This window comes from Enhygromyxa salina, from assembly GCF_000737335.2.
Lineage (GTDB): Bacteria > Myxococcota_A > Polyangia > Nannocystales > Nannocystaceae > Plesiocystis > Plesiocystis salina_C.
The window spans coordinates 98638-119819 of record NZ_JMCC02000009.1 but is presented as its reverse complement, the minus strand read 5'-3'; the positions used below and the strand labels follow the sequence as shown (position 1 = coordinate 119819).

Sequence of the window (21182 nt, the reverse complement as noted above, 5' to 3'; positions counted from 1 at the left end):
GATGGTGGCGGGGCTCTTGTTCTTACTCGCAGCCTTGGTCGGGGAACAGTCGCGCGGCTGTCTGGCCCGCGGTCGCGGCGACCATCGGGTTGGCGCGGCTGGTTCGGCACAGGGCGTCGCGGACCGTCTCGCTGGGGCTGCTCGCGTGGCCAAGCGCGACCACCAGCTCGCGCGCGAGATCGGGGTAGCGGCCGTCGAGCAGCACCTGCGCGACGAGGTCGGCCCCGCTGGGATCGCGCTCGACGAGCTGCCGCGCGGCCTCGGCCCGCTGGGTCAGATCCACCCCAGAATTATCGAGCAGCTCACGCAGGGCCTTGTAGGCGTTGGGGTCGTCGCAGCGACCGATCGCAGTGACGGCTGCCCGACCAACCCGAGCGTCACGCTCGCCCCCCGCGCTGACCGGGCCCGCGATGTTGACGAGCGCGCGCACGGTCGGCTTGTCGCAGCCGCCGCTGTCCGCGACCCGCGTCAGCGCGGCCTTGCGGACCTCGGGCCAGGCGTGTTGCTGGCTGGCGGCGAGCCAGCTGTGATCCGGAGCGAGCGCGGCGAAGCGGTAGCCGAGCTGGGCCAGCCGCGGGGCTTCGGAGGCGGTCAGCGCGAGCTCGGCACCCAAGCTCGCGGCGGTCTCGGGCGGCAGGGCCTCGAGCGCCAACGAGACCAAGATCTCGGCCGCCTGCCCGCCCCCGAGCGCCGCCTGGCCCTGCGCGCGCACCATCGCCTCGAGCACACCCGCGCCACGCCCGAGCCTGTCGAGTCCGTCGATCGCCGCGACCTGAACTTGAAACGGCGCCGCTGGATCCGTGAGTGCTGCCTCGAGCCGAGCCGTGAACCCCTCGTCGACCGCACAGCAAGCCGCGCGCAGGATCAGCAGCTGTGCCAGCCGGCCGGCGTCGCTCGCATCGGTGTCGAGGTCTTCGTCGATCCCCGCCGCGATCGCGGCCTGATCCGTGCTGTGCTCGCGCGCCCGACGGATCACCGCGCGTCGCAGCGCGTCCTGCAGCTCGCTCGCGCCCCGGCCAACCATGGCCATGAGCTCGCCAAGGTCCTCGCTCGCGGTCGCCTCGATCAGCGCCTCCAACAAGATCCCACGCTGCTCGTTGCTCAGCTCGCGATCGCCAACGAGGCCGACCAACACCGGCGTCGCGGCCGGACCCTGCCGTCGCAGCAGCTGCATCCACAGCTCGGTCGGTCGATCTTGCAGCATCGCCCGACGCAGCTGCTCGCCAAACATCGCCACGTGCTCGGGTCGCTTGAGCGCCGCGAGCACGTTGAGCAGCCGGTCACGCTTCTCGGGCCCCGGCGCTGGAACGGCCTCGAGCCGAGCGACGACCGCCTCGGCCGCCAACGCCGGATACGCCTCGAGTCGCGCCCGCGCGTCCAGGTACGCCGTGCCCCGATCGATCAGGATCACCTCGACGTCGCGGGTCGCCGCCGCGAGATCGTACGCTTCTGCAGGCGCTTCATCCCCCGCAGGCTCGCCAGCGGGGGCGGTGACGGGAGGGGCGAACAGCTGCAAGACGAGAGCGACGCTCAGCACCAACCAATAATGCCAGCTTCTTTAGACCCCCACATTTAGACCCCCACATACACTTCTTTAGACCCCCACATACACCTAGGCACTTCGCCGACTGCAGCCGCTAGCGCGTCTGGTCGCTTCGCTCCTCGGGACCGTTTGTTCGCATCCGTATGTGTGGCCCCCTGGAAGGGGGCTCGGGTGGCTTCGGCGGACGCTGGAGGCGGCTTCGGCGGACGCTGGAGGTGGCTTCGGCGGAGGCTGGAGGCGGGGCGGACGCTCGAGGTGGCTTCGGCGGACGCTGGAAGGGGGCTCGGGTGGCTTCGGCGGACGCTGGAGGGGGCTTCGGCGGACGCTGGAGGGGGCTTTGGCGGACGCTGGAGGCGGCTTTGGCGGACGCTGGAAGGGGGGCTCGGGTGGCTTCGGCGGACGCTGGAGGGGGCTTCGGCGGACGCTGGAGGGGGCTTTGGCGGACGCTGGGGGCGGCTTTGGCGGACGCTGGAAGGGGGCTCGGGTGGCTTCGGCAGACGCTGGAGGTGGCTTCGGCGGAGGCTGGAGGCGGCTTTGGCGGACGCTGGAGGCGGCTTCGGCGGACGCTGGAGGGGGCTTCGGCGGATGCTGGAGGTGGCTTTGGCGGACGCTGGGGTCGCGGGCTCTTGCGGTCGCTCTTGACGCCGGGAATGGGATCAAGAATTTCCTGCGAGTCCGCGCTCGACGATCCACCGGGTCAACGCCGCCCGCGAGCTGATGGAGAGGCGACCGTAGATATGATCGAGGTGGCTCGTCACCGTTCGTGGGCTGATCCCGAGCTGCTCGGCGATCGCGGCGTTGGTCATGCCGGTCGCCACTAGCTGGCTGACCTCGAGCTGCCGCGCGCTGATCGGCAAGTCCGAGAGCTTGGGCCGGTAGTAGATCACGGCCGTCGAGTCGCCGCCGCCGTCGATCGGGCGCGGTGCTCCGGCAACTGGGTCCGTTCCTCGCCGGGTCTGGGAGCCCGGGCGCTCGTGGATCCGGTCCGCTGATCGATACGCCAAGCGCAGGACCGCGTCAGGCCCCAACGAGATCACGTCGCCCTCGCACAGGGGGCCGCTCTCGACCTTCTCGCCGTTGATCAGCACGCCGTTGGTCGATCGCATGTCCGCGACATCCACGCTGCCATCCGCGCGCCGCGTGACCTTGATATGGCGTCGCGACACGCCCGAGTCGTCGATGTGGATCTCGGCGCCGGGCAACCGACCCACCACGTAGCCGCGCACCCGCTCGAGCGGGAAGACCTTGCCCTCGCTGCGACCCCCGATCACCTCGATGCAGGGCACCAGGCCGTCGTGGTCCGCTTCGGTCTCGTCCTCGCCCCGTGGCATCACACCAACAATACCAAGCGGTGCAAAGATCCGCAGACCAATGGCAATGTGGTCTTTCGCGGGCTATCAAGCGCTCGTGCTGGGTGCCGTGAGCAGCGGGGCGGCGTTCCTCGCCTTGGCGTGGGCGGCTGTCCTCGCATGGTTGGCCCTTGGCGCGGCGATTCAGCGGGCGATGATGCAGCGGCGGTTTCGCCGGCAGGCTCGACCCTCCGTCGCGGGCCGTCGGGTACTGCTCATCCGCCCCTGTGCCGGCGCCGAGCCTGAGCTGTTGGCATGCCTCAGCTCGCTCACTCGCGTCGAGACCGAGGCCAAGCTGACAGTGGTGTTGAGCGTGGATGATCCGCACGACACCGCTCGACCGGTGATCGACGCGGCGCTCACCCAGCTGCAGGCCGCGGGTATCGACGCGCGCTTCGAGCTGCACGCGCCGACGGGGCCCAACCGCAAGGCCAGCATGCTCGCGGCCGTGCTCGCGGGGGCGGGCGAGACCTACGAGATCGTCGTCAACGTCGACAGCAACGTCGACCTCAGCGGCTATCCCCTCGATGAACTGCTGATGCCGCTGCTCGACGCGCGCCCGGGCGCGTCGAGCCCGGACGCCCGCGTCGGCGCGCCTGCCTCGGACGCCCGCGTCGGCGCGTCGTGGGGTCCGTGGTCGGAGCTGCGCACGCACGAGGGGTTGGGACCTCGCGCGTCCGAGGCAGTGCTCGGGGCGTCGCTCACCGCGTTTCCGCTGCTGTGCGGCATCTATGGCTACGGTCTGTGCGGCAAGATCTGGGCGGCCCGACGCGAGGCCCTGCACGCGTGCGCGCCCGCGGAGCTGACCGAGTTTCTTGCCGAAGATCTCGAGATGGCCAGGCGCCTGCGGGCGGGCGGCTGGGGGATCGTCGCAACGCCAATCCTCGGGCGCGCGCGCGGGGGGGATCCAAGCTTCTCGCAGGCGGTCGCGCGCTTTGGTCGGTGGATGCTGGCGGTCCGGGCTCAGCGGCCCGCGCTGATGACCACCTATCCGTTGTTCTTCTTCGCCACGCCGATCGTGCTCGCGCTGGCGGGGCTCGGGATCGTCGCCCAGCCGATCCTCGCGGCGACGGCCGCCGGCTTGACAGTGTTCGCCCGACTCGTCGTGACGCTCACCGCACAGTACTGGTCGGGGCGCCCGGTGAGGATCTGGCGCGCCGTGATCGAGGCGGCGCTCGGCGACGTGGCGCTGGGGTTGGCGTGGCTGCGCGCGCTGAGTCGGCGCGAGGTGCAGTGGCGGGGTCACCAGCTGCGCGTGGATCGAAGCGGTCGCCTGTCGGCCGCTGCGGTCCAGCCGGTCACGGACACCCAACCAGCGCTGTGATCCACGCGTCGATCAAGGCGATCCCAGCGTCGTCGTGGATCAGGCTGCCGAGCTGCGGCATCCGATTCTCGTCATCCGCGTGCAGGCGCAGCGACAGGACCGAGCTAGAGGGATCCCCCGGTGCCACGATCAACGCCCCCGGTACGCCAAGATCCCCGGCGACCGGCGGCACCCCGCACACGCCGATCTCGGCGGGGTCCACCAAGTAGCGATCGTAGCGATAATTTCCGGGCGTATTGCTGGGCCCAGCCGCGCGGTGACAGTGGCTGCAGTTCGCGTGCAGGTACGCGCGCGCGCGATCCTCCAGGGGTGCGTCGCCGTCGAGGCGGGGCAGCGCGTCGCCGACGGGGACCGACCCCAACCCCCCGCGCGCGACCAGATCCTCGAGCTGTCCGTCTCGCTGCAGCTGCCCAGTCTCGAGCCCGAGCGAGATCCCAGCCGCGCGGGTGTGGCACGACATGCACTCGGCCCGCGACGGGTACAGCCACTGCTGGGCGCCGAAGCTGCGGACCTCGCCGTCGCGCAGCAGCTGCGCGTCGCTGCCGTCTTCATTCCACGCGTAGCTGTAGCCGGCCCAGCGCCCGTCGTCGTGGTGCACGAGCAGCCGGGTCTCGACGGGGCGATCACCCAGCGTGAACAGCTTGACCGCGACCGAGCCGGGCGGCAGCGACCAGTCGCCGTCGGCTTCGACCGTGATCGACTCGCCCTCGGCGAGGTGTAGCCAGCGCGACTTGTCGGCCCCGTCCGACCAAAACGGAACGTTGATCTCATAGCGAAGCGCGCTGGCGGGCGGCTGGGTTGGATCATCGGCGTCGACGCAGCCAGTCGCGCGCAGGCTGGTTGGGAGATCGGACGCGACCCCAGCGTTGGCGTTGGGATCGAGCCGCCAGATCCCGCCGCCATAGTCGACGCCATACAGCTCGCCGTTTAGGTCCTCACCAAAGGCCCCGAACGCGTGACCGGACGAGCCAAGCAACACGCTGGGCTCCCCGCCCTCCACGACCGCCCAGATCGTGCCCAGGTAAAAGTCGGTGTAGAGGTAGCTGCCGATCAGCTCGGGCATCGCCGCGCCGCGGTAGACGTAGCCCCCGACGACAGACGCGTCGTCGGGGTTGGCGTACGCGGCCACGGGATCGATGAGCTCGGGCTGATCGCAGGGATCCACGGCGAAGCAGTGCGCGCCCTCTTTGAGGTTCCAGCCGTAGTTGCCGCCCAGCCGGATCCGATCGACCTCCTCCCAGTCGTACTGCCCGACGTCGCCCGCCCACAGATCACCGGTCTCGCGATCAAAGCTGAAGCGCCACGGATTGCGCAGGCCCCAGGCGAAGATCTCGGGGGCCCCGCCGCCAGCGGCGAACGGATTGTCGGCTGGGATCGCGTAGGGGCTGGCCCCATCAACGTCGATCCGCAGCATCGAGCCCAGCAAGGTGTCGGTGTTCTGCCCGTGGCCGTTGGGATCTTCTTTGGACCCGCCGTCGCCAAACCCGATGTACAAGAACCCGTCGGGCCCAAAGTGGATGTCGCCGCCGTTGTGGTTGGTGTACGGCTGGGTGAGATCGAAGATCACGGTCTCGCTGGCGGGGTTTAGGCTCAGGCCGTCATCGTCGCTGTGATAGCGCGCGACCCGAGAGGTGAACGCACCCGCGCCCGGGGTCGTGAACGACAGATACACGTAGCCGTTGCTGGCAAACTGGGGGTGAAACGCGAGCCCGAGCAGGCCGGCCTCGGACGCGGTCGCGAGCTTGTCCGTGACGTCGATGAACACGCTGGGGACCGCGTCGGCCTCGTTGGCGAAGCTGTAGACGACGCCGCTCTGGGTTGCGAGGTACCAGCGCGACGCGTCCCCAGGTCGCTGGGTCAAGACCACGCCCGCCTCGACGTCGACGTTGGGGAACACGCGCGTCAGCTGGATCGCGGCGGTCGAGCAACGCGGCGATCGCTGCGCAACCTTCTGGAGGTGGATCCGCGCGCGGGCCACAAGCGAGGACGAGCGACGCGGCGAGGCTCAGCGCTGATATCCCCAGACGCGACCGCACGGGACATGATATCGCGCTGATCCCCCGCGACGTGACGGAATTCGTGGGCCTGCTTGACACCGACCCGCGCGGACGCGGATAAGCCGGCGGTGACCCTGTGGATCGCCCTGCGCCTCGCCAAGTTCGTTGGCGTGATCGCGTTTGCGATGGGAATTGCGATCGTGATCGCACCCGGCGCTGACAAGGTACGTCAACGGGCCGCGCACTGGCTGGCAACGCCGGGCTTCGTGCTGACCTGGGTCAGCGGCTGGGGCATGGCGCGGGCCCACTCGATCTCGCTGGGTACCCCGTGGGTCTCGATCTCGATGGTCGCGTCGTTGGTCGCGCTGCACGAGACCGTGCGCGCGGTCGAGCCAGGCCGCGAGCCATCGCGCTGGCGCACGGGGTTGATCTTGGTCGCGCTGTTGACCGCGCTCGCACCGATGGTGGTCCACTGATGGATGAAGGCACCCGGACTTGGTTTTACTGGCTGGGGCGGCTGGAGACGGCGAGCTTCGTCGCGCTGCTGGGGATCGCCATGCCGCTCAAGTACGTCGCCAACCAGCCCGCAGCCGTCGGGTGGGTTGGCTGGACCCACGGCGTGTTGCTGATCGTGTATTTGATCGCGCTGCTCAGCGTCGCGCGGGTCTACCGTGTGGGGCTGGTGCGGGTCGGCGTGGCGGGCGTGCTCGCGCTGCTGCCCTTTGGTCCGGTGCTGCTCGAGTGGCTGTGGCGCAGGCGTGGCGTGCTGGGCCCAAGCTGATTCAGATCGGCGTCGATGGGCTTGGACGAACGGCTGCACGCGTACCTGCGCGCGATCGAGAGAGAGCTCGAGCGCCTGCGCGAGCGCCTGCGTGAGCGCCATGGCTGGACCCACCTCGAGCTCAGCCTTCACATCGAGCCGCTCACGCCCGCGCTGCACGTCACGGGGGAGATCGCGGTGCCCAGCTTGCGGCCCGCGGTCGTCGACACCCTCACCCCGCTGCTGCTCGATGGCATGAAGCTCGAGTTGGATCTGCGACCCATGCCCGTGCAAGCCTGGTACGCGATCCCGGACGCCGGGCTGGAGCTCTGGGCCCAGCACCCCGCATGTTCGCGCCGCTCGCTGGCGACCGAGCTCGTCGCGGGCGACGGGCCAGTCGCTCACCTCGCCCACGACGGCCCCGGGATGTTGCTGCGCGCCCGAGATGGCACCGTTGGCTGGGCGACGGGGCTGCTTGGCTCGCAGGTGACCGCGCGACCGCTGGCTGAACCGCGGGCCCAGTCTGGTCACCAGAGCGTCTGCGAGGCAGCGCGATCCTACCTGGGCGTCCCGTACCTATTGGGCGGCACCAGCGATCAGCGGATCGACTGCTCGGGCCTGGTTCAGCGCGCTTACGACCGCGCGCTGCAAATTCTGCTGCCGCGCAATTCCCATGATCAGCTGGCGGTGTGCGGGGGCGGTCAGGTGTGCGGAAGTGCGATCGGCTCACCGGGGGACCTGATGTTCATCCATTCACGGACGATGCAGCGACTTCACGTTGGTATCGTGGGGGCTGCCGACACCATCATTCACGCCTCGCGCTCGCGGGGGATGGTGATCGAGGCACCCCAGGTGGAATTCCAGCTCGACGCTGCGTGGCTGCGCCGCGGTTCAGCCGCAGCGCTGCGCGACTGGGGACTCCAGCAGGCCGGGCGCCATTACGTCGAACTACCCATGCGGTACATCCGCTAGTCTATCGCCTCGCGCATCGTGAAACCCAAAGGATGTGAGACCACCCACCAATTTCAAGGTGGGAGGTTGGTCCAGGGTCTTCAGACCCGCGTTCTGGTCGCTGTCGATGTTGGGTCCAAGCACATGGCCCCGGTCGCATTGACACTCGATGCTACACTCCCGCCGTGCTTTTCGCTGGAGCCCTGGTCTCGACCGCATTGTGCAGCGCGCTCGCGTCCGCGCCGGCAGTCGTCGAGGGGCCGAAGAGCGACCCGGTCGCAGACGCCCAAAAGCTGTTCCACACCGGCCAGACCAAGTACGAGACCCACGACTATCCTGGCGCGATCGAGGCGTTCACCGGCGCCTACACGATCGCCGAAGAGATCGAGGACGCCAACCGCCGCGATCTGGCGCTGGCTCGGCTGCGCTACAACCTCGCCCGCGCCCACGTCTACGCCTATGACGTTGACGCGAAGAGCGAGCACCTCGAGCTAGCAAGCCGATTGATCGCGGACTATCGGGCCAACGAGCGCGCTGTTGGCAAGGATCCCGACACCGACACCGACGTCAAGAAGCTCGAAGATGACCTCGCGCGACGCGAGCGGGCGCTCGAGCGAATCGTGGCCCGAGCGCAGACGCCAGCCCCACCGCCAAACACGAACGTGGACAACCCGGCGCAAGCCCGAACCCAAAAGCGAGCGGGCATCACGTTGGTCGCGCTCGCGGCTCCGTTCGCGGGGCTCGCGGTCGCGGGCGGCTTGATGGGTGCGCAGGCCAACAACGCGTTCGTCAATGTGACGACCCAAGACGCCCGCATGGCCGCCCAAAGCCGCGGGCGCACGGGCAACATACTATTCGGCGTAGGGGTTGGGCTCGCGGTCGCCTCGGCGGCCTCGGGCGCGACCTTGATCGGGCTCTCGTTCAAGTCTCGCCGGGCCGATCTCGCACTCGAAGCAACGCCCACCGCCCTGGTGTTCTCAGGAGAATTTTGAGCATGCGCGCGCGAGTGTGGGCGATCGCCTTGGGTGCCTCGCAGCTCGCTTGCTTCATTCCCGGCGATACCCTTGGGCTGCCTTGTACGGAGAACGGAGCCTGCTTCGACGGCCTGGTCTGCGGTCAAGAGGGCGTGTGTGTCGAGCCCTCGATCGCCGAGGACGCGACGACGCCCCCCATGGGTGATGGCGATGGTGATGGTGACGGTGACGGCGACCCCAACGACGCCAGCGAGAGCGACGACAACACCACGGAGCCCGGCGACGGCGATCCGACTGACTCCGGTGATGGAGATGGCGACCCAACCGATTCCGGCGACGGCGACCCCACCGATTCCGGCGACGGCGACGGCGACCCAACCGGTTCCGGCGACGGCGACGGCGATCCCGTGTGTGGCGACAACATCGCGCAGGGCGGCGAAAATTGTGACGGGACAGATCTGAAGAACAAGACCTGTTCGGACTTCAACTACGGTGGCGGCACGCTCGCGTGCGCGAACTGCAGCTTCGTGTTCGACGATTGCTGTCAGGGCTCCGGCCAGAGTTGCGCCTCCGTCGGCTGTTGCGCCGGGTTGACCTGCACTTTGTTGCCGCTGCTCGTCTGCCAGTAGTATCGGGCCTCATGAATCGACTGCCCCCGCTCAAACTCGTCGTCGTCAGCCTGTGCTTCAGCTCCTCGCTGCTTGGCTGCGCGACCGCCGGTCAAGACGAAAACTCGCCCGAGCCAGCGCAAAAGAGCGACGCCAAGCAAGACCAGCAGCCCGCGAGCGATCCGGCCGAAGATCCGGCCGAGGACCCACCCGCTCCAGCGCAGCCGGCCGCAGATCCAAGCACGTTGACCGTCACCGGAACGCTCACCTACACGGAGCTGCCCCGGACCAAGTCAGTCGAGGCGTACTTGGGCAAGGAGTTCACCCTCGTGGACGCCAAGGGCACCGAGCACAACCTCAAATCCTCCGACACCGTCAGCCACGAGGAATTGGTCGGCCGCTCGGGTCACACGGTGACGGTCACCTGCACCCCCTACCCGGAGCGACAGCCGCAGCCGCACGAGCAGGCACCCATGGGCGCGCCTGGCCAGGGCACGATGCCGCGGCCCGCAGGCTGCACGGTCACCGCCCTCGCTACCGCGCCCTGACATCGGTTGTAACCTCTGGCTCGGATGCTATGGGGTAGCTGTGTCTAACGAAGGCTATCACGAACCATTCGAGCAACTGAGCGTCGAGACCCGGGACATCCATCGTGCGATCGTCTCGTTGATGGAGGAGCTCGAAGCCGTCGACTGGTACAACCAGCGCGTCGACGCCTGCACCGACGACGAGCTTCGCAAGATCCTCGCCCACAACCGCGACGAAGAGATCGAGCACGCCGCGATGGCGCTCGAGTGGATCCGTCGGCGCATGCCCGTGTTCGACGCTCAGCTGCGCGAGTACCTGTTCAAAGACGGCAGCATCACGGGTCATGAGTCGAACGTGACCAGCGACTGAGCGGGTTTGGCACAAGCCCGGCGTCGTCCGGGCCCACGCTTTGTTCGCGGGCCTGACCGCGTGCCTGACTGCGTGCCTGGCAGGGCGGGTACGTCGTTTGCAACCACGCGTGCGGTGATTCGCCTGGAGTGAGGATCATGCCGTACGCAACAAATGCCGACCTTCCCGAGAGTGTGCAAAACAGCCTCCCCGCCCACGCTCAGGACATCTACCGCGAGGCGTTCAACAGCGCCTGGGATCAATACAAAGAGCGCGAGGACCGACGAGATGCGGATGACTCGCGCGAAGAGACAGCCCACAAGGTGGCCTGGGCCGCTGTGAAGAAGAAATACGAGAAGCCAAAAGACTCGAGCGAGAAGTGGCGCGCAAAGACCTGAGAGCGCCGCCCACGGCCCGCCTCAGTGGCTTCGCAGCCAGTCGCGCAGCTGGTCGTGAAGCTCCTTCGCGTGCGGATCATCGCGGCGCAGCTCGAGACCCCGCTGGGCGACCGCCCGTGCTTCTTTCTTGCGGCCGAGCGCCCCTAGCACCTTCGTGTGATTGAGCGCGAGCTCGACATAGTTGATGTCGTTCTGCGGCCGGTCGAGCGCCACGGCTTGCTCGATGTGAACGAGCGCCTGCTCGTTCGCGCCGAGCTTCGTCTCCGCCTCGGCGAGGATGATGAGGCTCAAGAAGGTCATCTCGTTGGGCGGAAACCCGCGCGCCTCGGCGAGCTCGAGGTTGCCGAGCATCAGCGCCTGTGCCCTTGCAGCGTCGTCATGCGCGAGCAAGCCGAAGTAGGCCTGCAGGATCCGCGCGCGCAAGACCATGTCGTGGTTGTCCCCAAATGCAGTGATCCCAGCTTGCTCGGCGAGGTTGGCCTGCTCGATCGCGGCGTCGAGCTCCCCCGTTCCCGCCAACACCATCGCCAACTGGACATGGGCGTAGACCGCGGGCCCCGAGCGATCCGTGTGCGCCCGTTGGTGGATGGCCTCGGCCTCGCGCATGGCCGCGAGCGCGCCCTCGGTGTCGCCTAGCTCGGAGCGAAGGGTGCCAAGGTTGGTCAGCGAGGCGGCCAAGCTCGGGTGGTCGGGGCCCAGGCTGCGACGGCGAAGCTCGACGGCGCGCTCGAGATCCTGGCGGGCCAGCTCGTGTTGGTCGGTGAAGCTGTGCGCCCTGGATCGATCGTTGTAGAGATCACCAAACCACGGGTGGTCCTCTGGCAAGGTCTTGGACCACAGCTCGCTCACGCGCTCCATCAGCGCGAACGCCTCGTCGTAGCGCTGTTCGTCCGCGGCGATCTGGGCGAGGCCGAGCCAGGTCAGGCCCAGGCGCGGGTGGCCGTCACCGAGCTCGGCGCGGACCAGCTCGCCGCCGCGCTCGAACTCGATTTGGGCCTCGTCGTGGCGACCCAGATCCTGAAGCAAGTCGGCGAGCGTCAGGTGGATCGCGGCGCTGCCAACGTCTTGCTTGCCCCGCGCGTCGCCGTGAAGCTCGAGGGCCTGGCGCAGCTCGGTCTCGGCCTTGGCGTTGTCGCCCTTGGCCATGTGAACCTGGGCGAGTCGCTCCAGCCGCCGCGCCTCGTCTTCGTTGGTGCCGCTGCGGATGATCGTGGCGGCCGCGTGCTCGGCCCACTCCACCGCGACGTCGTACTTGGCCTCGAGCTCGCCGCTCGCAAAGATGAGCTCGGTCGCGGCCCGCAGCGCGACCTCGTCGAGCCCGAGCGCCTCCGCCGAAAAATACGCCGCGCGCAGCGACGCGACCGCGGCGGGACCGTGGGCTTGCTCGGCGTGGAGCCGACCCAGACGCAGATCAGCCTCGGCGAGCACGGGCGGATAGCCAAGGCTCGCGGCGCGCTCGCGCAGGGCCTCGACCTCGGCGAGCCGCTCGCTGGCCGCGACCCGGCGCAGCGACTCGCTCGCGGCCAGCTCCCGACGCAGCTCGTCCACGGCGGCGGCCAGCTCGGGGTCCTCGGGCGGCGGGACCACAGCGCGGACGTAGTCTTCATCGGCGCAGCGAGCTGGACGCGGGAGCGCCTGCGCAGCCGCGACGGCGCCCTCGACCACGTCGGCGTCGGCGGCTTCGAGATCCGCGAGCAGCACCGCGAACACCCGCCGCTGCCGGTCCAGGCAGCGCATTCGCAGCTGCATGAGCTCGGAGCTCTGCCCGCGGTGCAGCTCGGTGGCCTCGCAGGTGTCCCGGTGCGCTTCGACCCAATTGCGACTCCACAGATCGAGCTCGGGGACGAGGCGGGTCCACGTGTCGGCCGCGTGACCAAGCTGGGTCGCTAGCACCGCTTGCTCGGCCGCGCTCGCGCGCGACGGGCTCCAGGTCTCGGCCATGATCAGCTCGCCGTTGGTGCAGACCTCGGGCGCGTCGCGGCTGAGCCAGGGGATCGTCGCGAGGCCCACCAAGCCAAGCCCGCCAAGCGCGAGGCCCAGCTGGCGCAAGCGTCGGCTGCGATCGCGCTCGAGCTCGGCGAGCAGCGCGTCGAGCTTGGGCCAGCGCTGGTCGGGGTCGATCGCCAAGCCGCGATCGATCGCCCTTCGCAGCCAGCTGGGCACCTTGTCGTTGACGGCCTCGCGGCGCTTGTTTTGAACCACCGCGAACGCCAGGGCGGCCGGGGTGTCGCCAACGAAGGGTCGCTCACCGAACAGCGCCTCGTGAAGCGCCACGCAGAACGAGAACTGGTCGGTGCGGGCGTCGACGGCCTGCGACAAGAACTGCTCTGGCGCCATGTAGGCCGGCGTCCCGGTCAGCGAGCCCATCGCCGTCACCGTCGTCGAGAGGTTGGCCCGGCTGCCGTCGAGATCACCGCGCAGCCGCTCGAGCACGCTGTCACGATCGAGGGCGGTGACCGCCGAAGCCTCGCCGGGCTCGCGCGCGCGCGCCAACCCAAAATCCATGACCCGCACCCGTCCATCGTCGCCAACCATCACGTTGTCTGGCTTGAAGTCGCGGTGGATCAGCTTGGCCGCGTGGGCGGCTGCGAGCCCGCGCCCAGCCGCGACGAACACCTGCACGATCTCCCGCCAACTGCGTGGTGCCTGCTTCAGCCACGCGCCCAGAGTCTGGCCCGCGATGAACTCCATGGCCAAGAACACCCGCCCTTCGTGCTCGCCGACGTCGTGAATCGCGACGGTGTTGGGGTGCTGCAGCCGCGCCATGGCCTGGGCTTCACGCAGCAACCGCGTGCGCCCAAGCGTCGACTCCGTGCGCGGAGACTCGGGGTGAAGCAGCTTGAGCGCGAGCTTGCGATCGAGCTGTGGGTCGTAGGCAGAGAACACCTCGCCCATGCCGCCCGCGCCGATCCGTGCGAGCACCAAGAACCGCCCCACGTGGTCGCCGGGGGCGAGCCGAGCCAGCGCCCGAGCACCGCCACCCCCACCGCCAGCCCCACCGCCAACCCCACCGCCAGCCGGTTCGCTGAGGCCAAAGTCCAACGCCTCTCCGGCCAGCGTCGCGTCGCTCGTGTTCACCACCGCCGGCGCGTCAACAGCCAGAGTTTCGTCGACGTCGGCCACGGACGAAGTTTACACGAGCGAGCGCTTGGCTCAGCTGAACACCGGCGGCTTCCCGCTCGCGCTCGCGCTGCTGGTTTGCTTGGCGGGGGGCGTTGGCGGCCGACTCGCGGCCTCGCTCGCCGCGGGCGCGCTCTTGGCCTCGGCCTCGTTGGCTTTCATCGCCAGCTCGAGCCGCTCCTGAACCGTCTTGGTCTCTGCCCCGTCGGCCTCGAGCGCCGCGATCTCTTTACGACGGCCAGCGATCTCCTCTTCGAACTCGGCGATCTCCTCGCGCAGCCCGTCGATCCGGGTTGCGATCCGAGCCCGCTTTTCCTTGGCGTCGCCGATGATCGACGGCACGTCGATGTTCATGGACTCGAGCGTCGCACGGACCACCTGGACGATCAGCGGGATGTTGTCCGCCGGCAGGTTGCGCATCAGCTCGATCGCCTTTTGAATCCCGTAGTCGCTGTTGGTGCTCATGTGCTTGGTGCTCGTGGTGTTGCGAGGGGTTGGCGCGGGGACGGGCGCGGGCGCGGGCGCGGGCGTGGTCTGAGCTTGGTGTTGAACCTGGGGCATGAACTCCGGCTCGGGCGTGGGATCGGGGGCTTGGCGTTTCCTATCGAACAGACCCATGGGTTGGCATCGTAGGCCAAGCACAACCGCCCGCGGGCCTGCCAGATCGTTACGATGTCTTGTGGGTGCAAGGGGCAGCTGAGGCGTGTCCTTTCGTGCAACCAGCCGGGGATCGAAGGCGAAGCGCCGGTGACCCTCCGTGCCAGCTCTCCGACCGCCGCAGCGATCGACCACCGACCCGCATGGTGTCCGCTGCATACCGATCGTCCGCGGGCTCAGTACTTGGTCAGGCACAGCGGCCGCGCGACGCTGCGCTCAGCCTTCTCCGAGATCTTCTTGCCGTTCGGCATCGAGTAGGTCCACGCGCGCCCCTTGTTCAAGGCCGTCGTCCAATAGCGACCGCGCTTGATCTTGTTGCTGCCAATGAACTTTCCGAGCTGCGCCGGGTTGGCCAACTTCCAGCCGGACTCGCCGGCGTAGCCAGTGCTCGCCAGGTTCGCGCAGGTCGCCTTGGCGGTCGCGAGATCCGTGTTCGAGCCCGGCTCGTTGGGGGCGATGTACGGTCCGGCGCGGAACGTCCCCGATGGAGCGGGGCGCTCGGTCGCGGCGACCCAGGTCTCGCTGTCACCGGTCTCGCTGTCACCGGTCTCGCCGTCACCGGTCTCGCCGTCACCGGTCTCGCCGTCACCGGTCTCGGTCTCGCTGCTACCGGTCTCGGTCTCATCGCCACCGGTCTCGGTCTCATCTGGCTCGGAGATCGGGTCCAACACCAGGTCGGGATCACCCGCGACATCCTGCGGCGCCGGACCGCTGGCTTCGCGCGACCGCTCGTCGCTGCTCGCCAACGGTGGCGATGGTTGCTCGTCCGTCTCGCGGTCAAACACCAACAGCCCGCCAACCACCAGCATCGCCACGAATAGGATCCCTGCGATGACCTTCAGAGCTGGGTTGCCGCCGCCGTGCCCAGACCCACCATCGACATCGAGCTCCTCCGCGGCGGCCTGCTGCTCGCCCTCGCGCTCGCGCCAGATCGCCGTCTTGGGCTCGGGCTTGGGTTCGGGTTCGGGCTCGGGCTCGGTCGGTCCCGGGGGCGCCCCCGCAGGCTGCGGATCGTCGTCCGAGCTGACGCCAAGCGACGAGAGCGGCACCTCGCGGGTCGACTCGGGCTGCTCGATCGGGACGGCGTCGACCTCCAGGGTCTCGAACGGCTCGAGCGCCTCGGACAGCTCCTCCGCGGTCTGGAACCGGGCCGCGATGTCGCGCTGCAAGCAGCGATGGATGATCGCCTCGAGCTCCGCTGGCACCCCCTCCACCAGCTGCGACAGCGCCGTCACTTCGTCGAGCGCCATCGATCGGATCACCGCCACGAGCGTCGGCCCGCTAAACACTTGGTGCCCCGTGATCGCCCGATACAGGATCGCGCCAATGGCCCACAGATCCGAGGACGGGCCCAGCTTGTTGGCGCCCTCGAGCTGCTCGGGCGCCATGTACTCTGGGGTGCCAAGCAGGATCCCGCTCCCGGTCTGCGCTTCGCCGGTACCGTCGAGAAATTTCGACACGCCGAAGTCCATCAGCTTCACGACCGTGTCGCCCGACTCCGTGCGATGCAGAAAGATGTTCGCCGGCTTGAGATCCCGATGCACGATGCCCGCCGCGTGCGCCGCCGCGAGCCCCTCGAGGGTGTGACGGACCACCCGCACCGCGTAGCCCGGCCGCAGCCGCCCCTGCCGCCGAATCAGCGCCGCGAGATCGATCCCCCGCAGCCGCTCCATCACGATGTACGGCCCGATCGGCGAGTCCCCCAGATCCAGGATCTCGCAGATGTGCCGGCTCCCGATCCGCCCCGCCGCTTTGGCCTCGCTACGAAACCGAGCCACCGCCTCTGGATCCCGCCCGACCTCCGGCCGCAAAAATTTAATCGCGACCTCTCGATCAACCCGCTCGTTGACCGCCAAGTACACCGTCGCCATCCCGCCGCTACCAAGCGCCGACAGAAACCGAAATTTCCCATCGAGCCGCCGCCCCTCGAGCGGCAAGAGCAAGTCCGTCGACTCGCACCGCAGCAGATCCTCATCGTGCAGCGCGCCACAATGCGGGCAAGGAGCGAGCTTCGCCGTCGCTTCGACCTCCCTGCCCATCCGCGCAGAGAATATCAAAGGTTCCCGACCCCAGACGCCCTCACGCTCCCCAAACCAATTCCCACTCAACCCACTCTCCCAACGCCAAACGACCCCCACCCAACCCGAACCGACCCCCACTCAACGATCAGCGAGCCCCACCAGCCCTCCGCTCAACGCCAACGACCCCTACCAGCGAGCCCCACCAGCCCCCGCTCAACCCAAACCGAGCCCTACCAGCCCCCGCTCAACCCAAACCGAGCCCTACCAGCCCCCGCTCAACCCTCAGCGACCCCTACCAGCCCCCGCTCAACGATCAGCGACCCCTACCAGCCCCCCGCTCAACGATCAGCGAGCCCCCCTCTGGGGGGCCACTCATACCAGCGCGAACAAACGGCCGGCCCATCGAGCGAGCGAAGCGAGCGAACGGCTGCGAAGCAGCCGCATTTGGCAAAGTGCAGAGCGCCCGCGGGGGGCTTAGGTAGCCCCGTAGGTCTCGTCGAGCTTGTCGAGGTCTTCAACGGTGTCGCCGCAAGCCACACCGCCGATGGCGATCGAGAGGGCGGCGATGACCAGCAGGGCATAAAACTTATTACGGCGCATGAGCAAAGACTCCAGGATCGAGCAGCGAGTGTAACAGGGAGAATCCGGGGGAGGTACGCGCTGCGGCGAGGCGACGGGTCAGACGCGTGCGAGTGGCCGGGTCGGCCCGCTCGAGCAGCTTGGCCTCGGCCCACCACGTCCGGTGAGCCGCCGCAGCATCGCCGAGATCGAGGGCGAGTTCCACCCCCCCAGCGACCGTCTCCCAACGGTCGGGTCGCAGCGACCTTGCACGCTGATACAGCTGCATGGCCCGCTCCGCGTCTCCAAGCCGGTGATACACCCGCGCCGCTGCGGCGTGGAGTTCGGGGGAGTAGGGATACGCGCCCAATCCGCGCTCGAGCCAGCTGCGCGAGAGGTGCCGCCGATCACCCAGCTCGGGATGTTGACGCAGCCACGCGCTGGGCAGATCCAGGGCCAGCTGGGCGAGCGCGGCGATCGGCCGGTCGTTTCGATCCACGCTGAGCTCGACGGCCCGCGCGTGATGTTCGTAGGCGGCTGTCCAATCTTTGCGCGAGATCGCCAGCGAGCCCAGGCACAGCTGCGGGAGCTCGTAGAGTGGATCGAGCTGCTGCGCAGTGCGACACGCAGCCTCGGCCTTCGCCGCAATCTCGTCATCCAGGTGATCCCCAGCGCGAGCCGCCCCGCTGTACTCGAGCCCCAGCAGCGCGTGGGCGCGGGCCGACCCGGGCGCTCGGCGGGCGGCCTCGTGCCACAGCGTGGTGTTGCTCACGTATACGCGCGCTTCGGCGACCGCGAACGACCCCTGCATCAACACGCACAGCGCGAGCGGCAGCCAAGCGCGAAGATCTTCCCCCGCGCGCGGCGGATCGAGATCACCTTCCTGATCGAGCTTGGTCACCAACCGGCGCCCGAGCGCGAGCAAGCCAACCGCGAGCGCGACACACAGCGGCACGCTGGGCAGGTACATGAACCGATCCGCCCGCATGTTTGGCAGCCCCACCAAGTTGCTCGTCGGCACACAGGCCAGCATCCACCCCAACACGGCGAAGCTCGCCAGCGGCCAGCGCCGGCGCAGCGCGATCGCGGCGACCAGCAGCGCGGCCAAGCACGCGCCGGCCAGCATGGTCGCGGGCTCGAACCACCCCGCCCCGCGATCGACGTACTCCGGCGACAGCCCGAGCGGCACCAGGATCTGCTGAAGATAGCCAAGGTGGATCTTCACCGAGGCCGCGAGCACCGGCGACAGCCCGATCCGCTGGGCCAAGATCCGCGGGTTGTCCGGGCCGTAGGGGCTGCCCCCATGGACGAGCCAGGTCTGCGCCAGGGCGAGCGCAACCCCGAGCGCGAGCAAGCCAACGATCACCGCGAGCCGCGTGCGATCACGAGCCAGCACCGCACAGCCTGGGCCCGGCCGCAGCCACGCGAGCACCAGCAAGATCGCAGGCAGCGGCGCCGCGGACAGCTTGGCCCCGCACGCCAGCGCCTGCAGACCCATCGCCGCCAGCCCCCACCCGAGCGCCGGTCGCCACCGCGGGGTCTGGATCCCGCGCACGGCCGCGAGCATGGCCGCGAGCCCGAGCGCCGCCGCCAGCAGGTCTTCGCGAAACGAGACCACCGCGATCGCCTCGGCGTGGATCGCCAGCAGCCCGAACAGCGCCACGCTGGCGAGGGTCGACCCCTCGTCCACGCCCAGCCTTCGCAGCAGCCGCGCGAGCAGGCCACACACGCTCAGGTGCAAGAGGATCGACAGCCCATGATGCGCCCACGGCTCGACCCCGAGCGCCCACACGCTCAGCGCGTCGAAGCTGACCAGCGTCGGCCGAAACGCATCGGGGACGTGACGCGCCGCCGCCTCGGGCGAGAACAAGAGCGCGAGCTCGAACTGCCCGGGACGCAGGAACCCATTGCTGCGCAGGGTCCAACCATCGTCGTAGACCAACCCGTAGCGAACCAGCGGCAAGAACACGACCGCGATCAGAGCCAGCACGCCGACCAGCCGCGCCCGATACGACAGCGGCTCGTGCTCGCTCGATGCCTGGCCTTCGCTCACCACGACGATCGTGCCTCAGGGACGAGAAGAGGGCATCCCGGCCGGGGGCTGCCCGCAGACCAAACCGCGCCAGTGCTCGCCGCTTCGAGGTTGCGAACCGGAGCGCCCGCGTCGGGACCGGTGCGGGCGAGGTGAAGCGGCGAGCAGCCGCGCGTAGACCCAACGCACCCCACGTCTGGTCTTTCACTCGAGCTCGCCAGCGGCCGCGACTTCGCCAGCGGCCGCTACTTGCAGTCGCGGCGCTTGCGAACCAACGGCCCGCAGCGGTTCCAGTCGACGCCGTAGGTCACGAGCGCCAGCGCGTACCCGAGCACGGCAGCGGTGGCCGTCGCCATCGCGGCCGTGTTGAAGGCCTCGCCGCGGTTGACCATGCTGTCGCGGTCTTCAACGGTCAGCCCGTCGCCCTCGTACCCACTCCTGAGTTGGTTCTTGGTCACGAAGCCGGCGACCCCAAACGACACGCTGCCCACGGCGCCAACCGTGCCAACCACGATGCCGGTCCAAAACAGCGCCGGCGTCAGCTTTGGTCGGTCGCGGCCGCCGGTCTCGATTCGCACGTCACGCTCGAGCTGCGTCATGCTCTTCGCGACCGTGAACTGCTGCATCTCGGGCCGATCGAGATCCACATCCACCGCACGGATCCCCGCGCCCGCGCCCGGCGTAACCAAGCCGGCGCAGCCGCTGGCGATCAGGGTCAACGCGGTGAGTCCAACGACGAAGGTTTGACGGGGACGGATCCAGGGCATGGGCGCCGCGAGAACGTATCAGCTGCGCCGGCTTCGGGGCAGTGCTCTCGCCGTTTACAAACCACGTGGCCGGACTCACACACGCACCCAGCGCCTTCCCGCCCCACCGCCCCACCGCCCAAGAGCCGGCGTGGAGACGACCTGCAATCAGCTTGGCGGACCCGGTAGACGGTCCCGCGGGCGCGTGGTACCAACCGCCGCCTTTTCAACCAAACCCCATGCCCCTGGAGGATGCGCCGGCGTGCCGGCCGAGGCGAACAAGACGCCGCGGTCGGTGGGCAACTCCAACGAAGGGGGCAGAGGCCCAACGCGAGGAAAAAAACATGACCGAGACCGATACCGTGGCCGCAGATGCCGGCCTTCAAATGATGGACGAAGCCCAGCGGATCATCACGATCCGCCAGCTGCTCGAGTGCGGCGTGCACTTTGGTCACCGGACCGAGCGCTGGAACCCGAAGATGAACCAGTACATCTTCGGCGCGCGCAACGGCGTCCACATCGTCGACCTGCAGCAGACCGCCAAGCTGATGCGCCGTACCTACGCGTACGTGCGCTCCGTCGCGGCCGAGGGCGCGCCGATCCTGTTCGTCGGGACCAAGCGCCAAGCCCAAGACGTGCTGATCAACGAGGCCCAGCGCTGCGGCCAGTACTTCGTTGTCACCCGCTGGCTCGGCGGCACGCTCACCAACTGGAAGACCATCCGCCAGTCGGTCGACAAGCTGCGCAACATCGAGAAGATGTCCGAGGACGGCACCTACGAGAAGCTGACCAAGAAAGAGGTCCTGCAGCTCGAGCGTCAGCGCGGCAAGCTCGAGCGCAACTTGGGCGGCATCAAGGACATGCCCAAGCTGCCCGGTGCGATCTTCGTGATCGACCCCGCCAAAGAGCACATCGCGGTCGCCGAGGCCAACCGGCTCAAGATCCCCGTGATCGCGCTGGCCGACACCAACGCGGATCCCTCCAAGATCCAGTACATCATCCCCGGCAACGACGACGCGATCCGCTCGATCAAACTGATCACCAGCAAGATCGCCGACGCAGCATCCGAGGGCATGCGGCTTGGCAAGCAGCGCGCGGTGGCAGAGGCCGACATCGAGTCCGCGCCCGCGCCGATCCGCGTCACCACCGGCGGCGACGGACCCAAGGTCGAGCTGGTCTCGCGGCGCACCCAGCTGCCGACGCCCGAAGCGGCCGCGTCCCCCGAGGGCGAGGGCACTGCCGCCACCGCCGACACCGACGCGAACTAG

19 protein-coding genes are annotated in these 21182 nt (G+C 68.8%); 10 read left to right on the top strand and 9 right to left on the bottom strand.

Annotated features, from left to right (window positions below; translation table 11 throughout):
• Window positions 1-22: 22 nt before the first annotated feature.
• Entirely contained in the window at window positions 23-1537 is a 1515-nt protein-coding gene (locus DB30_RS04710) for a hypothetical protein (protein WP_146658044.1), read from the bottom strand.
• Between the two features lie 662 nt (window positions 1538-2199).
• On the bottom strand, window positions 2200-2874 hold the full coding sequence (locus tag DB30_RS04705) for a LuxR C-terminal-related transcriptional regulator (protein WP_052546769.1): 675 nt from the start codon (window positions 2872-2874) through the stop codon (window positions 2200-2202).
• A 40-nt stretch (window positions 2875-2914) separates the two neighbouring features.
• Between DB30_RS04705 and DB30_RS04700 the strand changes: the two genes are divergently transcribed.
• Window positions 2915-4216, top strand: a complete 1302-nt coding sequence (locus tag DB30_RS04700; protein ID WP_205632910.1) for a glycosyltransferase family 2 protein — start codon at window positions 2915-2917, stop codon at window positions 4214-4216.
• Here DB30_RS04700 and DB30_RS04695 read toward each other — a convergent pair.
• Window positions 4191-6113 carry a PQQ-dependent sugar dehydrogenase gene (locus DB30_RS04695; RefSeq protein WP_165703625.1) on the bottom strand — a complete coding sequence of 641 codons (1923 nt, stop codon included), beginning with the start codon at window positions 6111-6113 and terminating at the stop codon, window positions 4191-4193. The two genes, DB30_RS04700 and DB30_RS04695, sit on opposite strands and share 26 nt — an antisense overlap.
• A gap of 228 nt (window positions 6114-6341) precedes the next feature.
• On the opposite strand from DB30_RS04695, the gene DB30_RS04690 reads away from it, so the two are divergent.
• From DB30_RS04690 to chaB, 8 genes are all read left to right on the top strand, one after another.
• On the top strand, window positions 6342-6689 hold the full coding sequence (locus DB30_RS04690) for a hypothetical protein (RefSeq protein WP_052546766.1): 348 nt from the start codon (window positions 6342-6344) through the stop codon (window positions 6687-6689).
• Window positions 6689-6994, top strand: coding sequence for a DUF3817 domain-containing protein (locus DB30_RS04685; RefSeq protein ID WP_052546765.1), 306 nt, complete (start codon window positions 6689-6691; stop codon window positions 6992-6994). Before DB30_RS04690 ends, DB30_RS04685 begins: the two co-directional genes overlap by 1 nt.
• A 15-nt stretch (window positions 6995-7009) precedes the next feature.
• On the top strand, window positions 7010-7945 hold the full coding sequence (locus tag DB30_RS04680; protein WP_146658042.1) for a C40 family peptidase: 936 nt from the start codon (window positions 7010-7012) through the stop codon (window positions 7943-7945).
• 164 nt (window positions 7946-8109) lie between these two features.
• Entirely contained in the window at window positions 8110-8916 is an 807-nt protein-coding gene (locus DB30_RS04675; protein WP_052546763.1) for a hypothetical protein, read from the top strand.
• Window positions 8917-8918: 2 nt separating this feature from the next.
• Window positions 8919-9527 (top strand): hypothetical protein, encoded by a 609-nt coding sequence (locus DB30_RS04670; RefSeq protein WP_052546762.1) that lies wholly within the window; start codon window positions 8919-8921, stop codon window positions 9525-9527.
• A gap of 11 nt (window positions 9528-9538) precedes the next feature.
• Complete coding sequence (locus tag DB30_RS04665; protein ID WP_052546761.1) at window positions 9539-10054, top strand: hypothetical protein; 516 nt, start codon at window positions 9539-9541, stop codon at window positions 10052-10054.
• A 40-nt stretch (window positions 10055-10094) separates the two neighbouring features.
• Complete coding sequence (locus DB30_RS04660; protein ID WP_052546760.1) at window positions 10095-10403, top strand: encapsulin-associated ferritin-like protein; 309 nt, start codon at window positions 10095-10097, stop codon at window positions 10401-10403.
• Window positions 10404-10540: 137 nt separating this feature from the next.
• Entirely contained in the window at window positions 10541-10780 is a 240-nt protein-coding gene (gene chaB, locus DB30_RS04655) for a putative cation transport regulator ChaB (protein ID WP_052546759.1), read from the top strand.
• A gap of 21 nt (window positions 10781-10801) precedes the next feature.
• On the opposite strand, the gene DB30_RS04650 is transcribed toward chaB, so the two are convergent.
• From DB30_RS04650 to DB30_RS04630, 6 genes are all read right to left on the bottom strand, one after another.
• Window positions 10802-13903, bottom strand: coding sequence for a protein kinase domain-containing protein (locus tag DB30_RS04650; RefSeq protein ID WP_052546758.1), 3102 nt, complete (start codon window positions 13901-13903; stop codon window positions 10802-10804).
• A 30-nt stretch (window positions 13904-13933) separates the two neighbouring features.
• Entirely contained in the window at window positions 13934-14518 is a 585-nt protein-coding gene (locus DB30_RS04645; protein ID WP_052546757.1) for a hypothetical protein, read from the bottom strand.
• Window positions 14519-14733: 215 nt separating this feature from the next.
• Window positions 14734-16596, bottom strand: coding sequence for a serine/threonine-protein kinase (locus DB30_RS04640; RefSeq protein ID WP_052546756.1), 1863 nt, complete (start codon window positions 16594-16596; stop codon window positions 14734-14736).
• Between the two features lie 456 nt (window positions 16597-17052).
• Window positions 17053-17178 (bottom strand): hypothetical protein, encoded by a 126-nt coding sequence (locus DB30_RS42705; protein ID WP_276204329.1) that lies wholly within the window; start codon window positions 17176-17178, stop codon window positions 17053-17055.
• Window positions 17168-19189 carry a tetratricopeptide repeat protein gene (locus tag DB30_RS04635; protein ID WP_146658041.1) on the bottom strand — a complete coding sequence of 674 codons (2022 nt, stop codon included), beginning with the start codon at window positions 19187-19189 and terminating at the stop codon, window positions 17168-17170. Before DB30_RS04635 ends, DB30_RS42705 begins: the two co-directional genes overlap by 11 nt.
• 224 nt (window positions 19190-19413) lie before the next feature.
• Complete coding sequence (locus DB30_RS04630) at window positions 19414-19935, bottom strand: hypothetical protein (RefSeq protein WP_052546754.1); 522 nt, start codon at window positions 19933-19935, stop codon at window positions 19414-19416.
• A gap of 365 nt (window positions 19936-20300) precedes the next feature.
• Here DB30_RS04630 and rpsB point away from each other — a divergent pair, with 365 nt between their 5' ends.
• Window positions 20301-21182, top strand: coding sequence for a 30S ribosomal protein S2 (rpsB, locus tag DB30_RS04625; protein WP_052546827.1), 882 nt, complete (start codon window positions 20301-20303; stop codon window positions 21180-21182).

Bases quoted from the DNA above. Each gene is read 5' to 3' on its own strand.
- DB30_RS04705 (WP_052546769.1), bottom strand. From the start codon at position 2,874: ATGCCACGGGGCGAGGACGAGACCGAAGCGGACCACGACGGCCTGGTG.
- DB30_RS04700 (WP_205632910.1), top strand. From the start codon at position 2,915: ATGGCAATGTGGTCTTTCGCGGGCTATCAAGCGCTCGTGCTGGGTGCC.
- DB30_RS04685 (WP_052546765.1), top strand. From the start codon at position 6,689: ATGGATGAAGGCACCCGGACTTGGTTTTACTGGCTGGGGCGGCTGGAG.
- DB30_RS04680 (WP_146658042.1), top strand. From the start codon at position 7,010: ATGGGCTTGGACGAACGGCTGCACGCGTACCTGCGCGCGATCGAGAGA.
- DB30_RS04670 (WP_052546762.1), top strand. From the start codon at position 8,919: ATGCGCGCGCGAGTGTGGGCGATCGCCTTGGGTGCCTCGCAGCTCGCT.
- DB30_RS04665 (WP_052546761.1), top strand. From the start codon at position 9,539: ATGAATCGACTGCCCCCGCTCAAACTCGTCGTCGTCAGCCTGTGCTTC.
- chaB (WP_052546759.1), top strand. From the start codon at position 10,541: ATGCCGTACGCAACAAATGCCGACCTTCCCGAGAGTGTGCAAAACAGC.
- DB30_RS04645 (WP_052546757.1), bottom strand. From the start codon at position 14,518: ATGGGTCTGTTCGATAGGAAACGCCAAGCCCCCGATCCCACGCCCGAG.
- DB30_RS04640 (WP_052546756.1), bottom strand. From the start codon at position 16,596: ATGGGCAGGGAGGTCGAAGCGACGGCGAAGCTCGCTCCTTGCCCGCAT.
- DB30_RS42705 (WP_276204329.1), bottom strand. From the start codon at position 17,178: ATGCGCCGTAATAAGTTTTATGCCCTGCTGGTCATCGCCGCCCTCTCG.
- DB30_RS04630 (WP_052546754.1), bottom strand. From the start codon at position 19,935: ATGCCCTGGATCCGTCCCCGTCAAACCTTCGTCGTTGGACTCACCGCG.
- rpsB (WP_052546827.1), top strand. From the start codon at position 20,301: ATGATGGACGAAGCCCAGCGGATCATCACGATCCGCCAGCTGCTCGAG.